At 68.5% G+C, this 17,608-nt stretch carries 17 protein-coding genes; 4 read left to right on the top strand and 13 right to left on the bottom strand.

Translation table 11 applies throughout. The features are described 5' to 3' along the window. Positions 1 to 3: 3 nt before the first annotated feature. From AB4Y92_RS04135 to AB4Y92_RS04110, 6 genes are all read right to left on the bottom strand, one after another. On the bottom strand, positions 4 to 1,530 hold the full coding sequence (locus tag AB4Y92_RS04135; RefSeq protein ID WP_441818506.1) for a DUF3526 domain-containing protein: 1,527 nt from the start codon (positions 1,528 to 1,530) through the stop codon (positions 4 to 6). Further along, positions 1,527 to 2,930 (bottom strand): DUF3526 domain-containing protein, encoded by a 1,404-nt coding sequence (locus AB4Y92_RS04130; RefSeq protein WP_441818505.1) that lies wholly within the window; start codon positions 2,928 to 2,930, stop codon positions 1,527 to 1,529. Before AB4Y92_RS04130 ends, AB4Y92_RS04135 begins: the two co-directional genes overlap by 4 nt. After that, entirely contained in the window at positions 2,927 to 3,673 is a 747-nt protein-coding gene (locus AB4Y92_RS04125; RefSeq protein WP_441818504.1) for an ABC transporter ATP-binding protein, read from the bottom strand. Before AB4Y92_RS04125 ends, AB4Y92_RS04130 begins: the two co-directional genes overlap by 4 nt. Further along, entirely contained in the window at positions 3,670 to 5,853 is a 2,184-nt protein-coding gene (locus AB4Y92_RS04120; protein ID WP_441818503.1) for a TonB-dependent receptor, read from the bottom strand. The genes AB4Y92_RS04125 and AB4Y92_RS04120 overlap by 4 nt, the downstream gene beginning before the upstream one ends. A 432-nt stretch (positions 5,854 to 6,285) precedes the next feature. After that, positions 6,286 to 7,068: a peptidoglycan-binding domain-containing protein gene (locus tag AB4Y92_RS04115; protein WP_441818502.1), complete on the bottom strand. Its 783-nt coding sequence runs from the start codon at positions 7,066 to 7,068 to the stop codon at positions 6,286 to 6,288. 257 nt (positions 7,069 to 7,325) lie between these two features. Further along, on the bottom strand, positions 7,326 to 8,090 hold the full coding sequence (locus tag AB4Y92_RS04110) for a 2OG-Fe(II) oxygenase (RefSeq protein ID WP_441818501.1): 765 nt from the start codon (positions 8,088 to 8,090) through the stop codon (positions 7,326 to 7,328). Between the two features lie 357 nt (positions 8,091 to 8,447). On the opposite strand from AB4Y92_RS04110, the gene AB4Y92_RS04105 reads away from it, so the two are divergent. Beyond that, on the top strand, positions 8,448 to 9,062 hold the full coding sequence (locus tag AB4Y92_RS04105) for a porin (RefSeq protein WP_441818500.1): 615 nt from the start codon (positions 8,448 to 8,450) through the stop codon (positions 9,060 to 9,062). Positions 9,063 to 9,207: 145 nt separating this feature from the next. On the opposite strand, the gene AB4Y92_RS04100 is transcribed toward AB4Y92_RS04105, so the two are convergent. From AB4Y92_RS04100 to AB4Y92_RS04070, 7 genes are all read right to left on the bottom strand, one after another. After that, positions 9,208 to 10,077: a hypothetical protein gene (locus AB4Y92_RS04100; protein ID WP_441818499.1), complete on the bottom strand. Its 870-nt coding sequence runs from the start codon at positions 10,075 to 10,077 to the stop codon at positions 9,208 to 9,210. Positions 10,078 to 10,144: 67 nt separating this feature from the next. Continuing rightward, positions 10,145 to 10,453 carry a hypothetical protein gene (locus AB4Y92_RS04095; RefSeq protein ID WP_441818498.1) on the bottom strand — a complete coding sequence of 103 codons (309 nt, stop codon included), beginning with the start codon at positions 10,451 to 10,453 and terminating at the stop codon, positions 10,145 to 10,147. A 297-nt stretch (positions 10,454 to 10,750) separates the two neighbouring features. Then, positions 10,751 to 11,791: an NAD(P)H-dependent glycerol-3-phosphate dehydrogenase gene (locus AB4Y92_RS04090; RefSeq protein ID WP_441818497.1), complete on the bottom strand. Its 1,041-nt coding sequence runs from the start codon at positions 11,789 to 11,791 to the stop codon at positions 10,751 to 10,753. A 29-nt stretch (positions 11,792 to 11,820) separates the two neighbouring features. After that, positions 11,821 to 12,333 carry a protein-export chaperone SecB gene (secB, locus tag AB4Y92_RS04085; RefSeq protein ID WP_441818496.1) on the bottom strand — a complete coding sequence of 171 codons (513 nt, stop codon included), beginning with the start codon at positions 12,331 to 12,333 and terminating at the stop codon, positions 11,821 to 11,823. Between the two features lie 294 nt (positions 12,334 to 12,627). Next, entirely contained in the window at positions 12,628 to 13,065 is a 438-nt protein-coding gene (locus AB4Y92_RS04080; RefSeq protein WP_057941295.1) for a rhodanese-like domain-containing protein, read from the bottom strand. 214 nt (positions 13,066 to 13,279) lie between these two features. Further along, the gene (locus AB4Y92_RS04075; RefSeq protein WP_441818495.1) at positions 13,280 to 13,702 is read right to left on the bottom strand and encodes a hypothetical protein; all 423 of its coding nucleotides are present in this window, start codon (positions 13,700 to 13,702) and stop codon (positions 13,280 to 13,282) included. Positions 13,703 to 13,750: 48 nt separating this feature from the next. Beyond that, positions 13,751 to 14,209 (bottom strand): YiiD C-terminal domain-containing protein, encoded by a 459-nt coding sequence (locus tag AB4Y92_RS04070; RefSeq protein WP_441818494.1) that lies wholly within the window; start codon positions 14,207 to 14,209, stop codon positions 13,751 to 13,753. Positions 14,210 to 14,326: 117 nt separating this feature from the next. Between AB4Y92_RS04070 and AB4Y92_RS04065 the strand changes: the two genes are divergently transcribed. The 3 genes from AB4Y92_RS04065 (at position 14,327) to AB4Y92_RS04055 (ending at position 17,603) form a co-directional block, all read left to right on the top strand. Then, the gene (locus AB4Y92_RS04065; RefSeq protein WP_441818493.1) at positions 14,327 to 15,136 is read left to right on the top strand and encodes a uroporphyrinogen-III synthase; all 810 of its coding nucleotides are present in this window, start codon (positions 14,327 to 14,329) and stop codon (positions 15,134 to 15,136) included. Positions 15,137 to 15,307: 171 nt separating this feature from the next. Then, positions 15,308 to 16,306 (top strand): uroporphyrinogen-III C-methyltransferase, encoded by a 999-nt coding sequence (locus AB4Y92_RS04060; protein WP_441818492.1) that lies wholly within the window; start codon positions 15,308 to 15,310, stop codon positions 16,304 to 16,306. 46 nt (positions 16,307 to 16,352) lie between these two features. Further along, complete coding sequence (locus tag AB4Y92_RS04055; RefSeq protein ID WP_441818491.1) at positions 16,353 to 17,603, top strand: heme biosynthesis HemY N-terminal domain-containing protein; 1,251 nt, start codon at positions 16,353 to 16,355, stop codon at positions 17,601 to 17,603. Positions 17,604 to 17,608: the final 5 nt, after the last annotated feature.

Genomic DNA, 17,608 nt, shown 5'->3' with positions numbered 1-17,608 from the left:
CGCTCAAAGCTCCGTCGGCCAGCGGCGCAGGCGATGCAGGGCGAGCGCGCACAAGCCGGCGGCCAACAACAGCAACCATGCCGCCATCGGCGCGACGCCGGCCGCGCGCGCCAGCGGCGGCAGCTCGGCGCCGGTGTACACGGGGATGTCCGCATACTCGTTGAAGTTCATCCGCCCGTAGCTGTTGGCGATCGGCCGTGGCGTGGGCAGGGCGATCTGGCGTTGGATGCGCGGATAGAACCATTCGCGCAAGCGCAGTTGATAAACGCGGGTCTGGTGTTCGAATCGGCGCTGGCGCGGCGCGTCGGTGCCGGCCAGCAGCGACAGCGCCTGCTCCATGCCCAGCGGCGGCGACAGATAACCGGCCCACTCCGATACCGTTTCGCGCAGATCGCGCGCGTGCTCCTGGCGACGCTGCAAGGGCTGCAGGCGGCGCTCGGTTTCCGGCGCGAGGAAACTCATGCGGGTGGCGTAGTCGATGCTGGCGACCTTGTCGATGGCCGGCGCCAGATCGGCGCGGGCGCGGAACATCGCGCCGACGATGGCATCGCGCTCGGCGGCGATGGCGTCGTTGGCGCGTCGCGTCGCATCGACATAGGCCACCGGCGTGGGCGCATCGCCGACCCGCTGCGACAGCGCGCTGCCGAGCAAGGGCAGGCCGATCGCGAGCAAGGCCCACAACGCGCTCATCAGGCTGATCGCGCCGGCGGCGCCGGACCACGCGGACACCACGACGAAGCCCAGCGCGGCCCAGAACGACAGGTAGGCCACCACCAGAGCCGCCGACGCGAACAGTTCGGGAATCGCCGCGGACAGATTCGCGCCGGCGACCGACAACGACAGACACAGCAGCGCCAGCGTCGCCGGCATCAGCCACGCGACGATCGCCGCCACGCGCGCGCCCAGCCATGCGCGCGGGCCGACCCGCTGCGCGGCGATCAGGCGCAACATGCCGTGATCGCGCTCGAAAGTGGACAACAGGCCGATCAACACGATCACCGCGATCGGTAGCAGATACACCAGCACGAAGCCCAGATCGAACCGGCCCAGGCCGAGTCCGCGCGGATTCTCGAAATCGTAGGCCGGCTCGACGCCGAACGGCGTTTCCAGTTTCACCGGCAGACGGCTCGGCATCAGATCGCTGCCGCCCACCGCCAGCGGCGACAGCGGCAGGTTCGGCTTGTAGCTGTGCGCGCGCAGGAAGTAGCGGCTGAAGCCGGCGATATCGGTTGGGTCCTGCCAATACGGCACCGAAGCCGGCGCCGGCTCGGCGTAACGCTGCGCGCGTTCGCGGATCTGCCGCATCCATTGCGCGTCGCTGGCGCGGCTGCGTTCGATCGCCGCGTCCTGGGCGCGATGCAGCGCCGCGCCGCTGTAAGCGCCCCACAGCATCGCCGCAGCCAGCAGGCCGATCACCGTCCACAGCAGCCGGCTGCGGCCGACGTGGCGCAGTTCCCAGGCCAGCAGGGTGGCGAAGCCGACGCGCGCGGGTGCGGCAACGTAGTTGGTTTCCAATGCGATCGCGCTCATGGCCGCAGCCTCCTTGCCGCCAACGCCAGCAAGGCCAGTGCCGCCAGCGACCACGCCAGCAGCGCGGCCGCGGCCGGCGCGGTGTGGCGCCAGTTCGCGCTCAGCGACGGCGCGGGATGATGGAATTCGGGAATCTGCGCCCACAGCGACGCATCGTTGGTGTGCTTGGCGCCGCCCTCGCCGGTCGGATGCGCCATCACGTCCTGATTCATGCGATTGACCAGCGCGCGCCGGTAACGCTCGGCGCCGTCGATGAAACGGCGGTGATGGACGAAGTCGCTGCCGGCCAGCATCGGCGACAGGCTCTGCATGGCCGCGGTCGGCGACAGCCAGCCGAGCATGGCGTAGGCGCGATCCTGGGCGACAACGCGATCGTAGAAACCGCCGAGCACGCGGTCGAACACTTCGTGCGAGTGGCGCTCGCTCAGATCCAGCTCGGCGCCGCGCAGGTCCACGCGCAGATCGGCCGGGTCCTTGGCGCCGTACTTGGCCAGCAGCGTGGCCTGATGTTTCTTCGCGTCCTCGGCGGTCCAGTACGACGGCGCTTCGTCCAGCAATTGCTGCTTGACCGTCTGCGTCGACGGCAGCGGCTGCGCGCTTTCCACCGCACTGTTGGCCCAGCGCGGCAGCGCCAGGCCGAAGGCGATCCACAGGCCGAACAACACCGCCAGCGCGCCGCGCACGCTGCCGGCGAGCATCGACACGGCCAGGCCGAGCGCGGTCAGCACACCCAGGTACACTGCCATCGCCGCCGCCCACAGCACCAGGCGCAAGGCCGCGGTCGCGTCCAGCGCGCCGAGCGCGGCGGTGGCGATCGCCGCAACCGCGGTCACCGGCACCACCAACACCCAGACCAAGGCCAGCCAGATCGCGGCGGCCTTGCTGGCGACGATTTCGCGCGGCCGCAGCGCCGCGCCCAAGGCCAAGCGCAAAGTGCCGCGTTCGCGATCCATCGCCACCGCGGTGAAGGCGAGCAGGAACGCCACCAGCGGCGCGAAGCCGATCAACAGACTGGCCGGGCTGCTCAAGCCGGCGCGCTGCAGCGCCGAGGCCTCGCCCTGCGGCCGGTACAGCATGTCGTTCTGCACGTGCGCTTCCAGCCACACGGTCTGGCCGACGAAGGGCTCCACGCCCAGATCCAGCGCCGCCAGCGGCGAGGTCGGCTTGAACGCGAAGATGCTGTAGTGCGCGGCCGAATGCGGATCTTTCTCGCCCTGCCCCAGCCAGCGCCCACGCTCGGCGCGGGCGATGTCGGCCTTGGCCGCGTTGGCATCGGCGATCGCCGCCAGATCCACCGCGAAGGCGATCAACACCAGCGCGCCCAGGCACAGCAGCGCCCACCACGCGCGGCGGTCGCGGCGCAGCAAAGTCCATTCGAAACCGGTCAGCGACGCGCTCATGCCGCCGCCGTGTCTTGGCTGGCGAGCAATTCCAGATACAGCGCCTCGATCTGCGCCGCGGACAGTTCCGCGGTGCGGCGCTGCGCGAGCAAGCGCCCCGCGCGCAGGATGCCGAGACGATGGGCTACGTCCTTGACCCGGTACAGATCGTGCGTCGCCATCAACACCGCGATGCCGCGCTGGGCCGCGGCGCGCACGCCTTGCGAAAGATCGTTGGCGGCGCTGGCGTCCAAGCCCGAGGTCGGTTCGTCGAGCAGCAGCAGTTGCGCGTTCTTGGCCAGCGCGATCGCCAGCCCGACTTTCTGCCGCATGCCCTTGGAGAAGCCGGCGGCGCGGCGCGCATGCGCCTCGGGCTGCAGGCCGGCCTCGGCGAGTAGATCGCGCGCCTGCGCCGCATCGATCCTGCGTCCGCCGAGCAAGGCGAAGTAAGTGAGGTTCTCGATCGCGCTCAGGCTGGGATGCAGCATCACCGTTTCCGGCAAGTAAGCGATCTTGGCGCGCGCGCCCAGCGGATCGCGGCCCACGTCGATGCCGGCGACTTCGATGCGGCCGGCCTCGGGCTGCAGGAATCCCAGGATCAGGTTCAAGGTCGTGGTCTTGCCGGCGCCGTTCGGGCCGAGCAGCGCGTAGACCTCGCCGGGCGCGATCGCGATCGACAGTTCGTCCAGCGCATGCCGGTCGCCGAAATCCTTGCGCACCGCGTCCAGGCGCAGCGCGTCGGTACGGGTCTGCAACAAGCTCATAGGTTCACCTTGAAAGTCAGCTCGACGCTGCGCGGCGCGCCGATCACCAGTTGGTCGGCCGCGCCGCCGGACCAGTCGGCATAGAACGCATCGCCCAGGTTGCGTCCGTACAGCGCGATCTCGCCGAACGGCAGCCGGTAGGCGATCGACGCGTCCCACACCGTGTGGCTGTCCACGCGGATGCTGTTGGCGTTGTTGGTGTAGTACGCGCCGACGTAGCGCGCGCCGGCGCCGACGGTCACCGGTACCGGGTCGAAGCGATAACTGGCGTAGAGGTTGGCGATGCGCTCGGGCACGTTCGGCGGCACGTTGCCGGCGCGATCCACGCCGCCGGCTTCGCGCAGACGGTCGAAGCGCGCGTCCAGCGCGGCGATGCTGGCGTCCAGGCGCAGCGCGCGGGTCAGCGCGGCCGAGGCGGACAACTCGATGCCGCGCGAGGACTGCGTGCCGCCCTGGATCGACAGATTTGCGTTGCGCGGATCGCGGGTGACGATGTCGTCCTGCTCGATCCAGTACGCGCTCGCGCTCAGATCGATGCGGCCGTCCCACAGGCTGCTCTTGATGCCGGCATCGGCCGCGCGGCCGCGGGTGAGTTCGAAGCGCGAGTTCGCCAGCGACAGCAGCGGCAGGCTGCCGACCGGCGCGACGGCGACGCTGTACTGCGCGTACAGCTGGGTTTTCGGCGCCAGGTCGAATACCGTGCCCAGGCGCCACGACAGCGGCTCGTAACTGCGTTCGAACCGGGTCCGGCTGCCGGTGTTGTAGTCGCGGATTCTGCGTTCCAGTTCGATTCGATCAAAGCGCAGCCCTGCCAACAGCAACCAGCGCGGCGTCAAATTGAGCGCGTCTTCGGCGAACACCGACACCACCCGCGTATTCGAATCGAAATCGACGCGATTGCCAGCGCCGGGAAAGTTCAGCGCGGTATCGGCGAAGGACACGCTGCCGCGGCGCGGCGCGAACGGATCGACCGGCGTGGTGGCGCCGAAGCGGCGCATCACCATGAAATCGCCGTCGCTGATTTCCACGCCCACCGAAGCCCGGTTACGCCGGGACCCGATGGTGCTGTCGGAAAACAACGTAGCCCGCTCGACCCAGAACTGATGGTCGTGTTCGATCCGCGTAGTGCCGCGATCGAGCAAGCCGCTGCGCGCGTTGTAGGTGTACGTCTCCGAATTCAACCAACGCCGATGCGCATCGTAATAACTGAACTCATTGCCGAAGCGCAGGCCGTCGCCGATCTGCCAGTTGACCCGCGTGCGCAGCCAGTCGCTGTGCGAATCCTGCACGCCGTTATCGACGTTGTAGTTGCGCCGGGCGATGGCGCGGTCGAGCACCAGGCCGTTGCCGCTGCGCACCAGATCGCTGGGATCGCGCGCGATCGCCGCCGGAATGAGCGGCGTGCCCCAATACGCGGTGTCGTAGTCGTCCTGGTAATGATCCAGGGCGATATCGACGTCCAAGGTATCGCTGGGACGCCAGCGCGCGGCCAGCGTGGCCGAGGTCGAATCGCTGCCGGTGCCGTCCACGTAACCGTCGCTGCCGCGCCGGCTGACCACCGCGCGCACGGCGAAGTCGTCGCTGAGCGGCACGTTGGCGTCGACGGCGTAGCGCTGGCTGCCGAAGCTGCCCCAGCCGGCCAGGGCTTCGAAGGCGCGGCCGTCGAAGTTCGGCCGCTTGGGCACCAGGTTGATCGCGCCGGCCAGCGCGCCTTCGCCGTACAGCACCGAGGCCGGGCCCTTGAGCACTTCGATGCGGTCGAAGCTCCAGCTGTCGAAGTCGCGCGTGATCAGCGGCGCGGCGGTCTGGCGCACGCCGTCGTAGAGCAACGCGATGGCGCCGCCGGTGAAGCCGCGCATCGAGGTCATGCCCGGCGAGGACGGCAGTTGCCCGGCGAGGACGCCGGGCGCGGCGTTGAGCGCCTCGACGCTGCCGCGCAGGCCGCGCGCCTGGATCTGGTCCTGGCTCAGCACCTCGATCGCCGCCGGGGTCTCGCGCGGGCTCAGGCCCAGGCGCGAAGCGGTGGCATTGGGCCGGTCCAGCGGCGCTTCCTGAGTCGCCACGCCTTCGACGGTGACCTTATCGAGCAGCTTGGGCAGCGGCGCGCCGCCGGCGCTTTCGGCGGCGGTTTGTTGGGCGTAGGCGGCCGGCGCCGCGCACAACACGAGCAGCAGGGCCACGCCAAGGCGGCTCGGGGCGACGCCGTGCCGGCGGGCGGCGGCCATGCCGGGGCGAGCCACGCAGATCGCGCCGCGCCCGGGCCGGTTCCGCCCGGGCGACCGGCGCCCATGAAGCAACGCGCCGCCGCGCGGCCGCACGTCCTGGCTGGCTTCCGATCCGGCCGCGCATACGCGGCGCCCCTGACTGCGTGTATCCACTGTGATCCTTGCCCCGGCCGAATGTGAAATGAAACGATATATCATTTCATTTAATCGGCAATGTAAGGCCCAGTGCGCAGGCGCGTCAATACGCGCGGACAAGATTTCGTCTGGGGCAGCCAGCGGCACGCATCGCGCGCTCTTGCTGTGATCTCAAGGCTCAACCAATGCGCACGGCCCGCCCTACCGGCCTTGCGCCGGTAAGCGGGCACTGCTGGAAGACGACGACGCGGCTCAGCCCAAGCGGATGAAGTCGTTGGCGCCGGAGCGGCGGGTGCGGCGCGCGACCTCGAAGCCGTTGGCCGAACCCTTGTGATCGGTATTGCCTTCGATGCTCAGGAAACTCTCCGCGTCGCCCTCGAAGGCGAAGCCGGTGTGGATCCAGTCGCTGGCGGTCTTGCGCACCAGGAAGATGCCGCAGGCGCCGAGTGCGGCGAAGCCCGGATCGCCGCTGGCCACGGCCTTGCCGGACACGAAGCGGCCGGCGTCCTTGGCTTGGCGAGCGAGTTCGTCGCAGCCGAAGCTGCCCGCGATCGGCGCGCTGCGTCCAGCCTTCTCCGCCGCCTGCTGCAGCACGAAGCTGACGAAGCCGGCGCACCACAGCATCGACTCGCCCTCGCTGCCCTTCATGTACATGCGCACCCACGGCCCGCGATTGGCGCCGCCCAGTTCGACCGGATGCGCGGCCAGATGCTGTTCGGCGAACCAGCGCACCAATTGCGGATACGGCTTGCCCGGCGCGACGCCGGGCAAGGCGATGATGCGCGCGATCGGCTCGGTCAGCGCCGCCCACACCGCCGGCGTCAGGCTGCCGGCGTAGGCGATCTGCTTGCGCGTGGCGAAGGCCTGGATCGCGCGATCGGTGGCCGGGCCGAACTTGCTGTCGATCGGCGTGCCGTTGCCGTGATAGCCGAGCCATTCCTGGATCCGCTTGACCGCCACGCCGCCGGCGCCCTGAGTCACCGCGCCGGGGAAATCCAGCTCGCGGCGGATGTAGGCCTGATCCTGCAAAGCCATGTGCGTGCTCCTTGACAAACCTTGCGTCCATGGGCGCGCGGACGCGGCGGCGCGGCGCAGGCATGCGCGCGCCGCGACGCAGTCCGGTCGCGGTAGTCGCGGCGCGCTCGCACTCCATCGAGTCGGGCCGCGACTCCATAGCCAACGCCGCGACGGCGCGCAGGCGGTCAGTGCGGATCGATTCGAAATTGAATCAAACGCCGGCGCGCGAAGCCGTGGCCGCGATGCGCGCGCTTCGACGTTGCGGCGGCGCGCGCTCAGCTGGCGTCGTGGAAGATCACCCCGAGCGTATGCCGCTGGCCCGCATGCAGGCGGCTGACGCCATGGCGCAGATTGACCCGGTAATGCCCGCGCACGCCGCTCACCGGGCGTTGATGCACGGCGAACACCACCGCATCGCCTTGATGCAGCGGCACCACGTCCACGCGCGATTGCATGCGCGGACGCTGTTCGGTCAGCACGAACTCGCCGCCGTCGAAATCGCGGCCGGGCTGCGACAGCAGGATCGCGACCTGCAGCGGAAACACATGCTCGCCGTACAAGTCCTGGTGCAGGCAGTTGTAGTCGCCCTCGCCGTATCGCAACAGCAGCGGTGTCGGCCGGGTCTGGCCGGCGTCATGGCAACGCGCGAGGAATTCATCCAGACGCGGCGGATAGTCCACCGCCACGCCCATCTGCCGGTTCCAGCGCGAAGCGATCGGCGCCAGGCGCGGATACAAGTTCTCGCGCAAGGTCTGCACGGTGTCCGGCAGCGGATAACGGAAGTAACGGTATTCGCCGCGGCCGAAGCCGTGCCGCGCCATCACCACGCGGCTGCGGTAGCGCGCGTCGTCGTGGTACGCCTGTGCGATCGCCGCGCACGAATCTTCGTTCAGCAATCCGGGCAACAGCGCGCGGCCGGACGCATCGAGTTGCGCGGCGGCCTCGGTCCAATCGAAGTTTTCGATACGTTCGATGATCGAATCGAACGGTTTTAGTGCCGAGGTATGCGCGTCGATCGGTTTCGTTGCGTTTGCGTTCATACACAGGCCTGCGCGGAAATTCAGACCATCATCGAGGCAAGCGGTAGTGACAACTATCCGCTTCTTGCACTGCAACGGGCTTCGCATCGCGATCTTGCCGATCGTGTTCGCTCGAATATTCAGCCGCGAGCAAGACTGCCGCGCACTTCGATTTCAAATGCGGGAAAAATCCGTGACTTCCGGCCTAGAACGAACTCCAGTTACCGTAAACAGAACGTTTAGTTCCTGTAAAAAACTCGGAGAAATTCAGGTTCGATTGAAGCGCGATCACGATACTGCGCTCACCGAATCCACATGGACGCCTTATCCCCGAGGCGCGTGGTGCCGGAATAAAACCAATAAGAGGTTAATAATTTTATGAAGCGTGCATTGCTTGCCCTCACCCTCGCCGCCGCGCTGCCGTTCACTGCTTCGGCCGCGGAAGGCATCTCGTACAACTACGCCGAAGCCGGTTACGCCAAGACCGATGCGAAGTACAGCCAGGCCGATTCCGACGGCTGGGCGATCGGCGGTTCCTACGCGTTCCTGCCGAACTTCCATGTCTTCGGCAACTACAGCAAGCAGGAAACCGATTCGTGGAGCTTCCCCTATAACGGCGGCCTGGTTCGCGTTCCGGGCTTCGACGTCGATACCTGGCGCGTGGGCGTGGGCTACAACCACGAGCTGAGCAAGCGCGTGGACCTGGTCACCCGCATCGCCTATGAGCAGGCCAAGTCGGACTACGGTTACGGCTACAGCAACAAGCTCAAGGGCGGCAGCGTCGAAGCCGGCGTGCGCGGCTCGCTGACCCCGAACTGGGAAGGCTATGCCTTCGCCGGTTACCAGGATTACGACAAGCACTACGACGGCAAGTTCTACGGCCGCATCGGTACCCTGGTGAAGTTCAACCAGAACTGGGGCATCACCGCCGACGCCAAGTTCATCGACGGCGGCGAGAAGGAGTTCTTCGTCGGCCCGCGCTTCAGCTTCTAAGAAAGCGCTACCGGCAGAACCCGGCAACACCCGCGATCGATTCTCTCTCTCCCCCGAAACGTCGCGATCGAGCCCGGCCGAAAAGCCGGGCTCTTTTTTTGCGCGAAGCTCGCGAAGGCGGCGCGGCTCGCCGCGCCGGCCGCGCTCAGGCCCTGGAGAAGGAGGGCTGCGAGGTCTGCTGTTGCTGCTGCTGATCCTGCGCTTGCTGCGCAAGCTGCGGCGCCTGCGCCTGGCGATGCGCGGCCAGTTGGGTATCGACTTCGGCCGGCGCCGGAATCGGCTGCTTCATGTCCACCGCGGCGACGAAGCCCGGGGTTTGCCCGGCGACGAACAACTTGCCGTCGCGCACCGCGACCTCGCCGATGTCGCCCGGCTTGGCCACGCCGGCGTCCTGCTGCGCCTTGAGCACGGCATAGGCCACCGCCGTATCGGGCACATCGCCCGGCGCCTTGGCGCGGATCGCCTGATAGATGGCGTTGTCCTGCGCGTTGCCCAGGGGACCGGCGGGCGCGTCGTTGGCCGACAGCGAGCTCGATCCCTCGCCGGGCTTGATCGGCGGCGCGCCCTTGTCGGGCGCGGTCGGCTGCTTCTTTTCCAGTTCCTGGATGCTTTCGTACAACTGCCGCGGCGTGCCGGTCATGCCGAGCAGTTCGCTGGCGCTGACGCGCTGGCCGGTGGTTTTCTCGGTGACGTCGCTGGCCCAGGAAGCGCAGGTGTTGGTGTAGCCCCACTCCACCTTTTCCTTCAGCGCGGCATCGAACTTCTTTTCCTGTTCGGGGGTGAGCTCGAAGTAGCGGCTCGCCGCGGCCGGAAAGCCTTTTTCGATGTCCTTGCGGATGTTGCTTTCCGGGTGCGGATTTTCGTTGGCGAAACGCGGGTGCTCGTTGGGCCACAGACCGTAGTACTCGGTGTGGCCATTGCGGGTGATCGACACCCAGGCGTGACCGTCGGTCAGGCCCGCGCCTTCGCCGGCGTTGGTGTGGATGCCCAATATGGGTTTGTCGGGACCAGCCATGTTCGTTCGCTCCATCGATCGGATCGGGCTATTGCGGACTCCGGATCAGGCCTGGCGGCGCCCGGTCTCAGGGAAAAATCTGTTCCTCGGCGTCGGCGTGCACCAGCACGACCTTGCCGCCGCGATAGGGCAAATGCACTTCGGCTTCCCACTTGTCGTCGAGCGGGATCAGCGTCTTGGCCATCGGCGCGCACTTGTCGCTGATGCCGCAGCGGTCGATGACGACCTTCAAGGTGTCGCCGCTGGCTTCGTAGTTGACGCCGCCGGAGTAGTACGAGCTTTCCGGGAACACGTGGTAACGCAGGCTGATCTGGTCGTCGGCCAGCTTCTGCACGACCACCGGCTCGACGTTCTTCTTGGTGTAACTGGGCTTCATGTCCACTCCTGTGCATGCGGCGACGAAAGGAAACAAGGCGAGCAGCGCCATCGATCTCTTCCACATAGGACGCTCCATCCACGCGCGAGACCGCCGGCGGCGGGGATGCGCGCCGGCGACCGGCCCGCGGCGGCCGCGCAGCGCGGCCAGACGGGCGGTGTGTTTGAGCTTGAACGAAAGCGCCGCGGCAAACCAGACAAACCGGCGCAAAAACGCGCTCTCGCGCCTGTTCAGGCGAGGCATGGCCGGCCGTGCCGGCGCGGCCGGTGCGGCGGGAAGAAAACCGGATGCGGCGGCTCAACCGAACAGGTCGGTCGGATACTCGGGCTTTTGTTCGCGCGAAAGCAGCTTGCGCAGGCCGTCGGACGGGGTGATCTCGCCGTGCAGCACCGCGCGCACCGCGTTGGAGATCGGCAGTTCGATGCCGTGGCGTTCGGCCTGGCGCATCACTTCGTCGGCGGTCTGCACCGATTCGACGACCTGACCGATTTCGCGCACCGCGTCCTCGATCGACTGGCCGCGTCCGAGCGCCAGGCCCAGGCGGCGGTTGCGCGACAGATCGCCAGTGCAGGTCAGCACCAGATCGCCGAGACCGGCCAGTCCCATCAGGGTTTCCGGCTGGCCGCCGATGGCCTGATTGAGGCGCAGCATTTCGTTGAGGCCGCGGGTGATGAGGCCGGCGCGCGCATTGAGGCCGAGCTGCATGCCGTCGGCGACGCCGGTGGCGACCGCGAGCACGTTCTTCATCGCGCCGCCGAGTTCGGCGCCGAGCATGTCGTCGCCGGTGTAGGCGCGGAATGCCGGGCCGTGCAGCGCGTCGGCCACGGCCTGGGCGAAGTCGGCGGTATCGGAGTGCACGGTCAGCGCGGTCGGCAGGCCCTGCGCGACTTCCTTCGCGAACGACGGGCCGGTGACCACGGCCAGCGGCACGTCGGCGCCGAGCACTTCTTCCGCGACTTCGTGCAGGAAGCGGCCGCTGCCGGGCTCGAAGCCCTTGGTCGCCCAGGCCACGCCGGCGTGCGCGGGCCGGTACGGCGCGAGCATGCGCAAGGTCTGGGCGAAGGCGTGCGAGGGCACGACCACCAGCACCAGGTCGGCGTCTTTCATCGCGACGGCGAGGTCAGTGGTCGCGCGCAGCGATTCGGGTAAGGCGATGCCCGGCAGATAACGCGGGTTTTCATGCCGGGTATCGATGGCCGCGGCGCCGTCGGCGTCGCGGCCCCACAGCACGGTCGGATGACCGTGGCGGGCGATCAGGGCCGCAAGCGCGGTGCCCCAGGAACCAGCGCCCAATACCGCGATGCGCGGCTTGGACGGGGTCGTGGTCTGCGAACTCATGCGCGCTGTGCGGCCCTTGGGTTCAAAGCTCAGGCGTTGCCGGCGGTTTCCGCGTCGGCGAGGTTCTCGCCGTTCTGGCCGCGCTGGCGCAGGCCTTCGGCGTAGAGCGCGTCGAAGTTGATCGGCTGCAGGAAGAACGGCGGGAAGCCGCCGGCCTGGATCAGGTCGCTGACCAGCTGGCGCGCGTAGGGGTACAGCACGTTCGGGCAGTGGGTGCCGAGCATCGCGTCCAGGGTCTGGCCGTCGAAGCCGATCAGGCCGAACACGCCGGCCTGCTTCACTTCGGCCAGGTACATCGGCTTGTCGTTGGCGGTGCAGGTCAGGGTCACGCCGAGCACGACTTCATAGGCGTTGTCGCCCACGCGCTGCACGTTCTGCGACAGGTTGAGCTGCAGCTGCGGCTGCGCGGCTTCGGCGAACACCGCCGGGGCGTTGGGTACCTCGAAGGAGACGTCCTTGACGTAAATCTTTTCGACGGTGAACGCGGGGCCGGTTGCGGCTTCGGCCGGCGCGGTGGCGCCGTTGACGTTTTCTTCGGACATCGGGTAACTCCCCCAGCAAAATGAAATTCGGTAGTAGGCCGATTATGCCCGCTCGCGCTGGGCCGGACCAAACGGCCCCGGCATCAGCGCTTGCAGCGTGGATCGGCCGCGAACGATCTGGATTGAGGCGGGCCGGCGCCCAATCAAGGGCCGGGACGGACCGCCGCACAAAACGGTGTTGCCTGACGCGCCGTGGCGCCGAGTCAGTTTCGCCAAGCGCCGGCGCAAGGCGCGAGATTGGCGGCCCCGGTCACGCTACCGGCCGGCGATGGCGGCGGCGCGACAGGATCGGACTCAGTTGCGGCCCTTCACCAGCGGCAGTTCGGCCTGCTGCCAGGCCTGGATGCCGCCCTCGAGCCAGTAGACCTGCTCGAACCCGGCCTTCTTCAGGCGCTTGGCCGCATCGGCCGAGGCCTGGCCGGTGCGGCAGACCGCCACCACCGGCAGTTGCTTGGCGTTGGCCAGCAGCTTGCTCTCCGGATCGAACTGGCTGATCTGGACCGAGCGGCTGCCGGCGATGTGGCCTTTTTCGAACTCGCCGCTGGCCGACAGGTCGATCACCAGGGCGTTGTCGCGGTTGATCAGCGCCGTCAGTTCGGCCGGGCGCAGGGCCTTGTAGCCGCGGAACAGGCTTGCGACCTCGGTGTAGATCAGTGCCACGGTCAGGCCGACGAGGCCCAGCGACAGGTACATGTGGCGGCCGGCGAATGCCAGCAGTTCATCAAAGCTCACGGGATCGGGACTCACGCACAGGGCGAATCGGGGCGGGGCCGGCACGGCCCACGCGGGGCGGCGATTGTCGCCCAGGGCGCGCTGCGGCGCAAAAGAACCGCCGGCGGGCCGGGGGGGAGCCAGAAACCAGTGAAGAGGAGTGAGGAGTGAGCAGGGCCTGAGCCGGGCCCGGCTTTTCCTCGTTTCTCACTCCTCTCCCCGCATTCCTGAGCCTTTACTGGCCTTCCCAGAAATCCGGCAGACCGCTGATCAGCCACCACACCTTGACCTCCGGGTCCCATTCCCAGGCCTCGGTGTAGCGCACGTTGCGCTCGGCCAGGGTGTGGCGGTTGATCACGCCGATGTTGATCAGGCGCACCGCGGTGCCCTTGGTCTTGTCCATCTCGGTGCCGACGTCGTTGTAGCCGGAGACCTGGATCTGCTTGTAGCGCTCCAGTTGCATCGGCGTCGGCGCCAGCTTGGCGCGCAGCTCGGGCTTGATCATGTTGACCGCGCCCTCGAAATCGCCCCAGCGGATCGCCGCCGAGTAGGCGTATTGCTGCTCGGTGATCTTGTTGTTCTGGGTTCCGGTGGTCTGGCAACCGGCCAGGGCGAGCGCGAACAGGCAGGACAGCAGCACGAATTTCAGCAGACGCATCGCGGACTCCGGCGGAGGGAACGTTCGGCGTGCATCGTACCTGCCGCGTCAGGGCTTAGCGATGGCTACGTAGCGGGCCGTGAACTCGGTCGCGACCCCGCCTTCGGGCAGCAACGCGCGCGCGATCAGCGCGGTGCGGGCGCGGCCGCGTTCGCGCAGAGTGGTCAGGAAGCTGCGCCAGTCCGCTTCCGGGGCCAGCTCGGCGTGCACGTCCAGATCGGCGAACAGCGGCGCCAGGTAGCGGATCTGGCTGTCGGCGACGAACACCTCCGCGCGCAGATCGGCTTGTTCGATCCCCAGCGACATCACCCCCCAGGAGGCCAGGGTCATCATCGAGGCCAGACTGCCGCCGAAGGCGCAACCCTTGTCGTTGATGTGGTGCGACAGCGGTGCATGCAGTTGCAGGCGCTTGCCGTCGTAACCGGCGATGCTGACTTGCATCGCCGCCACCGGCGGCATGGATTGGTAATGTTGATGGAGGCGTTGCAGGGCGTCGTGTGGACTCATCGGGAACGGCTGACTGTCAGTGGGGGAATTCGATGGCGAAGGCATGTAACGCAATCTGGATGACACCGCGACCGTTCGCAGCTGCCATCGATGCAGGCGCTGTGCGAAGCTGATCGCATGAGCCGCGAGCCGCTGCGACCGCCGCGATGGTACGTGATCTCGTTGCGACCTAGCGACGAGCACGAAGACTTGCGCCGCATCGTTTCGCAATACGGCGGCGCATTGATTGCCTTGTCGCCTTGGTCGATCCGCACGCGCAACACTCGCGACGCGCGCGATGCATTGGCCGCGGCGTTGCAGGCGCCGCACGTGGTGGTCACCAGTCCTAACGCGGTGCGCGCTTTGCGCGATCTGTTCGCACATCAACCTCGTCATGCGCATACGCATGCGCATGCATGGCCCGCATTGCCGTTGCCGGGACAAGCCTGGTACGCGGTCGGCGCCGCGACCGCGGCGGCCTTGCGCGAGTTCGGCATCGACAATGCAATCGCGCCCGAACGCATGGACAGCGAAGGTCTGCTCGCGTTGCCGCAGTTGCAAAGTTTCGATGGCGCATCGCTTGGGCTGCTGACCGCGCCCGGCGGACGCGGCGTGCTCGCGCCGGCGTTGCAGGCGCGCGGCGCGCGCGTGTTGCGCGCCGACATCTATGTGCGCGAACCGGCGACGCTGGCGCGCGGCGAAGTCGCGCGGCTGATCGCGCTGGATGCGCCGGCGGTGCTGGCCTTGTCCAGCGCCGAGGCCTTGCAGCGGGTGCTGGCGCAATTGCCGGCGGCGGCGCTCGAACGGCTGCGCGGCGTGCGCGTGAGCGCGGCCAGCCAGCGCCTGGCCGGGCTGGCGCGCGAGATGGGCTTCAGCGACATCGGCATCGCCGCCGGTCCCGGCGCGGCGCAGTTGCTGGCCGGCTATGGCGACGCACTGGGGGGATGAGCCCGGCGGGTTCGATCCGAAACCGGCCGATCACCCGCCCCAAGCGGACCCGCGTGCGCATCCGCCGCCGATCCGGGCCGGCGCGCGGCCCGGGCGCACCGGCGATCGATGCGCGAAAGCGGACCGCGTCAAGACTGTCTTGATGCCTGCATCCGGTAGCATGACCGGGTCATGAGCGAACCATTCGATACCGTGTCCACTCCCCCGTCCGCCTCCCCCGCCCCGCGCCGCGGCTCCAACGCTTGGCTGTGGCTGTTGATCGTGCTGCTGATCGCCGGCGGCGGCGGCTGGTACGGCTGGCGCGAATGGCAGCATCGCCAGATCCGCGAGCGCGAAGCCGCCGCCGATGCCGACCAGCGCCTGGAAGCGCTGGACCAGCGCGTGGACACCCTGCGCACCAACCAGGAAGCGCAGAACCGCCGCATCGTCCAGGCCGACAGCACCAACCGCGTGCTGCGCGATGAGCTGCACGGCATCGGCCAGCGCGCGGCGCTGATCGAGGACAGCGTGTCCAAGCTCGCCGATCCCGACCGCCACGGCGCCCAGGCCATGCGCCTGGACGAAACCGAGCTGCTGCTGACCCTGGGCCAGCAGCGCCTGCTGATCGCCGGCGACCTGGAGGGCGCGCGCCGCGCCTACGCATTGGCCGGCGGCGTGCTCGACGGCATCGACGATCCGGCCTACCTGAGCCTGCGCCAGACCCTGTTGCAGGAAACCGCCGCGCTCAAGGAGCTGGGCATCGAGCCGCGCATGCAGGCGATGGCCAAGCTCGACGCGCTCGCGCAGACCCTGACGCTGCCGGAAGAAACCGCCAAGCAGGCCGCGCCCGCGCCGGCGCCGTGGTGGCAACGCGCGTTCGGCAGCCTGATCGAAACCCAGCCGGTCGATCGCACCGTCGCCTCGCATCCCAGCGACCGCGCCGCCGCGCTGGCCGGGCTGCAACTGGAAATCTCGCTGGCGCGCGCCGCCGCCGAACGCCGCGACGCCGCCGGTTACCGCGTCGCGCTCAAGCGTGCCGAGCGCTGGGTGCAGCGCCTGTCGGCGCCGTCGCCGGCGCAGGAACGCCAGCTCGCCGCGTTGCGCGAATTGGCCGCGCTGCCGCTTTCACTCTCGGTTCCGACCCTCGGCACCACACTGCAGCAGCTGCGTCAGCTGCGCACAGCCCATTGATCGGGCCATCTCCCTGCGCGCTGATCGGGTCTAAGGAGTCGCCGCGATGAATCTGTTCCGCAATCTGTTGTTCTGGATCGTGCTCGCGCTGGTCGGCGCGCTGGCGGCGCAACTGCTGGTGCAAGACCCGGGCAAGGTCGTGGTGACCTACGGCGGCGTCAACTATCTGACCAACCTGCCCAAGGCGCTGCTGATGCTGATCGGCGGCCTGCTGGCGCTGTGGCTGGTGTGGAAAGTGCTGAGCCTGCCGTTCGTGGCGATGCGCCGGCGCCGCAAGAAGCAGGCGCGCGCGCGCTTGATCGACGGTCTGGACGCGCTGCACCAGGGCCATTGGAGCCGCGCCGAGAAATCGCTGGCGCTGGCCGCGCGCAATCGCGACGTGGCCGCGATCGCCGGCATCGGTGCCGCCCGCGCCGCCGCCGCGCGCGGCGATGCCGCCGCGCAGACGCAACATCTGGATGCGCTGGCCGACGATCATCCGGTCGCGCGCGCGCTCACCGTCGCCGAGCTGGCGCTGTCGGAACAACGCCCCGCCGATGCGTTGACCGCGCTCGACGCGCCCAACGCGCAACCGCTGCCGCCGCGCGGGCTCGCTCTGCGCGCGCAGGCCCTGGCCGCGCTCGGCCGCGCCGGCGAGGCCTATGGCCTGCTCGGCTCCTTGCGCCAACAAAACGCATGGCCAGCCGATCAGTTGAGCCGGCTCGAAGCCGCCTGGGCCGAAGCCGCCCTGCGCGAAGCCGCCGACGCCAACGTGCTGGCCGATCATTGGGAACGGCTGCCCAAGCCGTTGAAGACCGATCCGGCCGCGGTCGCCGCCTACGCCGAACGCGCCGCCGCGCTGCGTTGGGAAGAAGCCGCGGCCAAGAGCCTGGAACAGGCCCTGGACGCGCGCTGGGACGAATCGCTGGCCTCGTTGTACGGCCGTCTGCCGATCGGCCGCCTCGACGCGCGCCGCGCCCAGGCCGAACGCTGGCTGGGCACGCATTCGGGCAGTCCCGGCCTGTTGCTGAGCCTGGCGCGCATCGCCCGCGCGCAAGGCCAGTGGCCGCAGGCCGAAGCCTATCTGCACCGCGCGCTGGCTCAAGGCGCCAATAGCGAAGCCTGGGAAGAACTCGGCCACGGCTTCGCCCAGGTCGGCGACGAAAGCCGCGCCCGCCTGAGCTACCTCAACGCCCTGCGCGCCACGCGCGGCGAAGCGACCACCGAACTGCCGGGCCGCGATCTGCGCCAGAAGCTGTTCGACGAAGCGGTGACCGAAGAGCGCGACGAGTTTGGGATGCCGCGCTTGCGCGGTTGATCGGT

The organism is Lysobacter sp. TAB13, from assembly GCF_052113885.1.
Classification (GTDB): Bacteria; Pseudomonadota; Gammaproteobacteria; order Xanthomonadales; family Xanthomonadaceae; genus Lysobacter; species Lysobacter gummosus.
The sequence above is the reverse complement of the archived record's forward strand: the minus strand, read 5'-3'. Positions and strand labels throughout refer to the sequence as shown.

Excerpts from the sequence above, each read along its gene's own strand:
- AB4Y92_RS04070 (WP_441818494.1), bottom strand. The coding sequence starts at position 14,209 with ATGAGTCCACACGACGCCCTGCAACGCCTCCATCAACATTACCAATCC.
- AB4Y92_RS04100 (WP_441818499.1), bottom strand. The coding sequence starts at position 10,077 with ATGGCTGGTCCCGACAAACCCATATTGGGCATCCACACCAACGCCGGC.
- AB4Y92_RS04115 (WP_441818502.1), bottom strand. The coding sequence starts at position 7,068 with ATGGCTTTGCAGGATCAGGCCTACATCCGCCGCGAGCTGGATTTCCCC.
- AB4Y92_RS04110 (WP_441818501.1), bottom strand. The coding sequence starts at position 8,090 with ATGAACGCAAACGCAACGAAACCGATCGACGCGCATACCTCGGCACTA.
- AB4Y92_RS04075 (WP_441818495.1), bottom strand. The coding sequence starts at position 13,702 with ATGCGTCTGCTGAAATTCGTGCTGCTGTCCTGCCTGTTCGCGCTCGCC.
- AB4Y92_RS04065 (WP_441818493.1), top strand. The coding sequence starts at position 14,327 with ATGAGCCGCGAGCCGCTGCGACCGCCGCGATGGTACGTGATCTCGTTG.
- AB4Y92_RS04095 (WP_441818498.1), bottom strand. The coding sequence starts at position 10,453 with ATGAAGCCCAGTTACACCAAGAAGAACGTCGAGCCGGTGGTCGTGCAG.
- AB4Y92_RS04125 (WP_441818504.1), bottom strand. The coding sequence starts at position 3,673 with ATGAGCTTGTTGCAGACCCGTACCGACGCGCTGCGCCTGGACGCGGTG.
- secB (WP_441818496.1), bottom strand. The coding sequence starts at position 12,333 with ATGTCCGAAGAAAACGTCAACGGCGCCACCGCGCCGGCCGAAGCCGCA.
- AB4Y92_RS04135 (WP_441818506.1), bottom strand. The coding sequence starts at position 1,530 with ATGAGCGCGATCGCATTGGAAACCAACTACGTTGCCGCACCCGCGCGC.
- AB4Y92_RS04105 (WP_441818500.1), top strand. The coding sequence starts at position 8,448 with ATGAAGCGTGCATTGCTTGCCCTCACCCTCGCCGCCGCGCTGCCGTTC.
- AB4Y92_RS04060 (WP_441818492.1), top strand. The coding sequence starts at position 15,308 with ATGAGCGAACCATTCGATACCGTGTCCACTCCCCCGTCCGCCTCCCCC.
- AB4Y92_RS04090 (WP_441818497.1), bottom strand. The coding sequence starts at position 11,791 with ATGAGTTCGCAGACCACGACCCCGTCCAAGCCGCGCATCGCGGTATTG.
- AB4Y92_RS04130 (WP_441818505.1), bottom strand. The coding sequence starts at position 2,930 with ATGAGCGCGTCGCTGACCGGTTTCGAATGGACTTTGCTGCGCCGCGAC.
- AB4Y92_RS04055 (WP_441818491.1), top strand. The coding sequence starts at position 16,353 with ATGAATCTGTTCCGCAATCTGTTGTTCTGGATCGTGCTCGCGCTGGTC.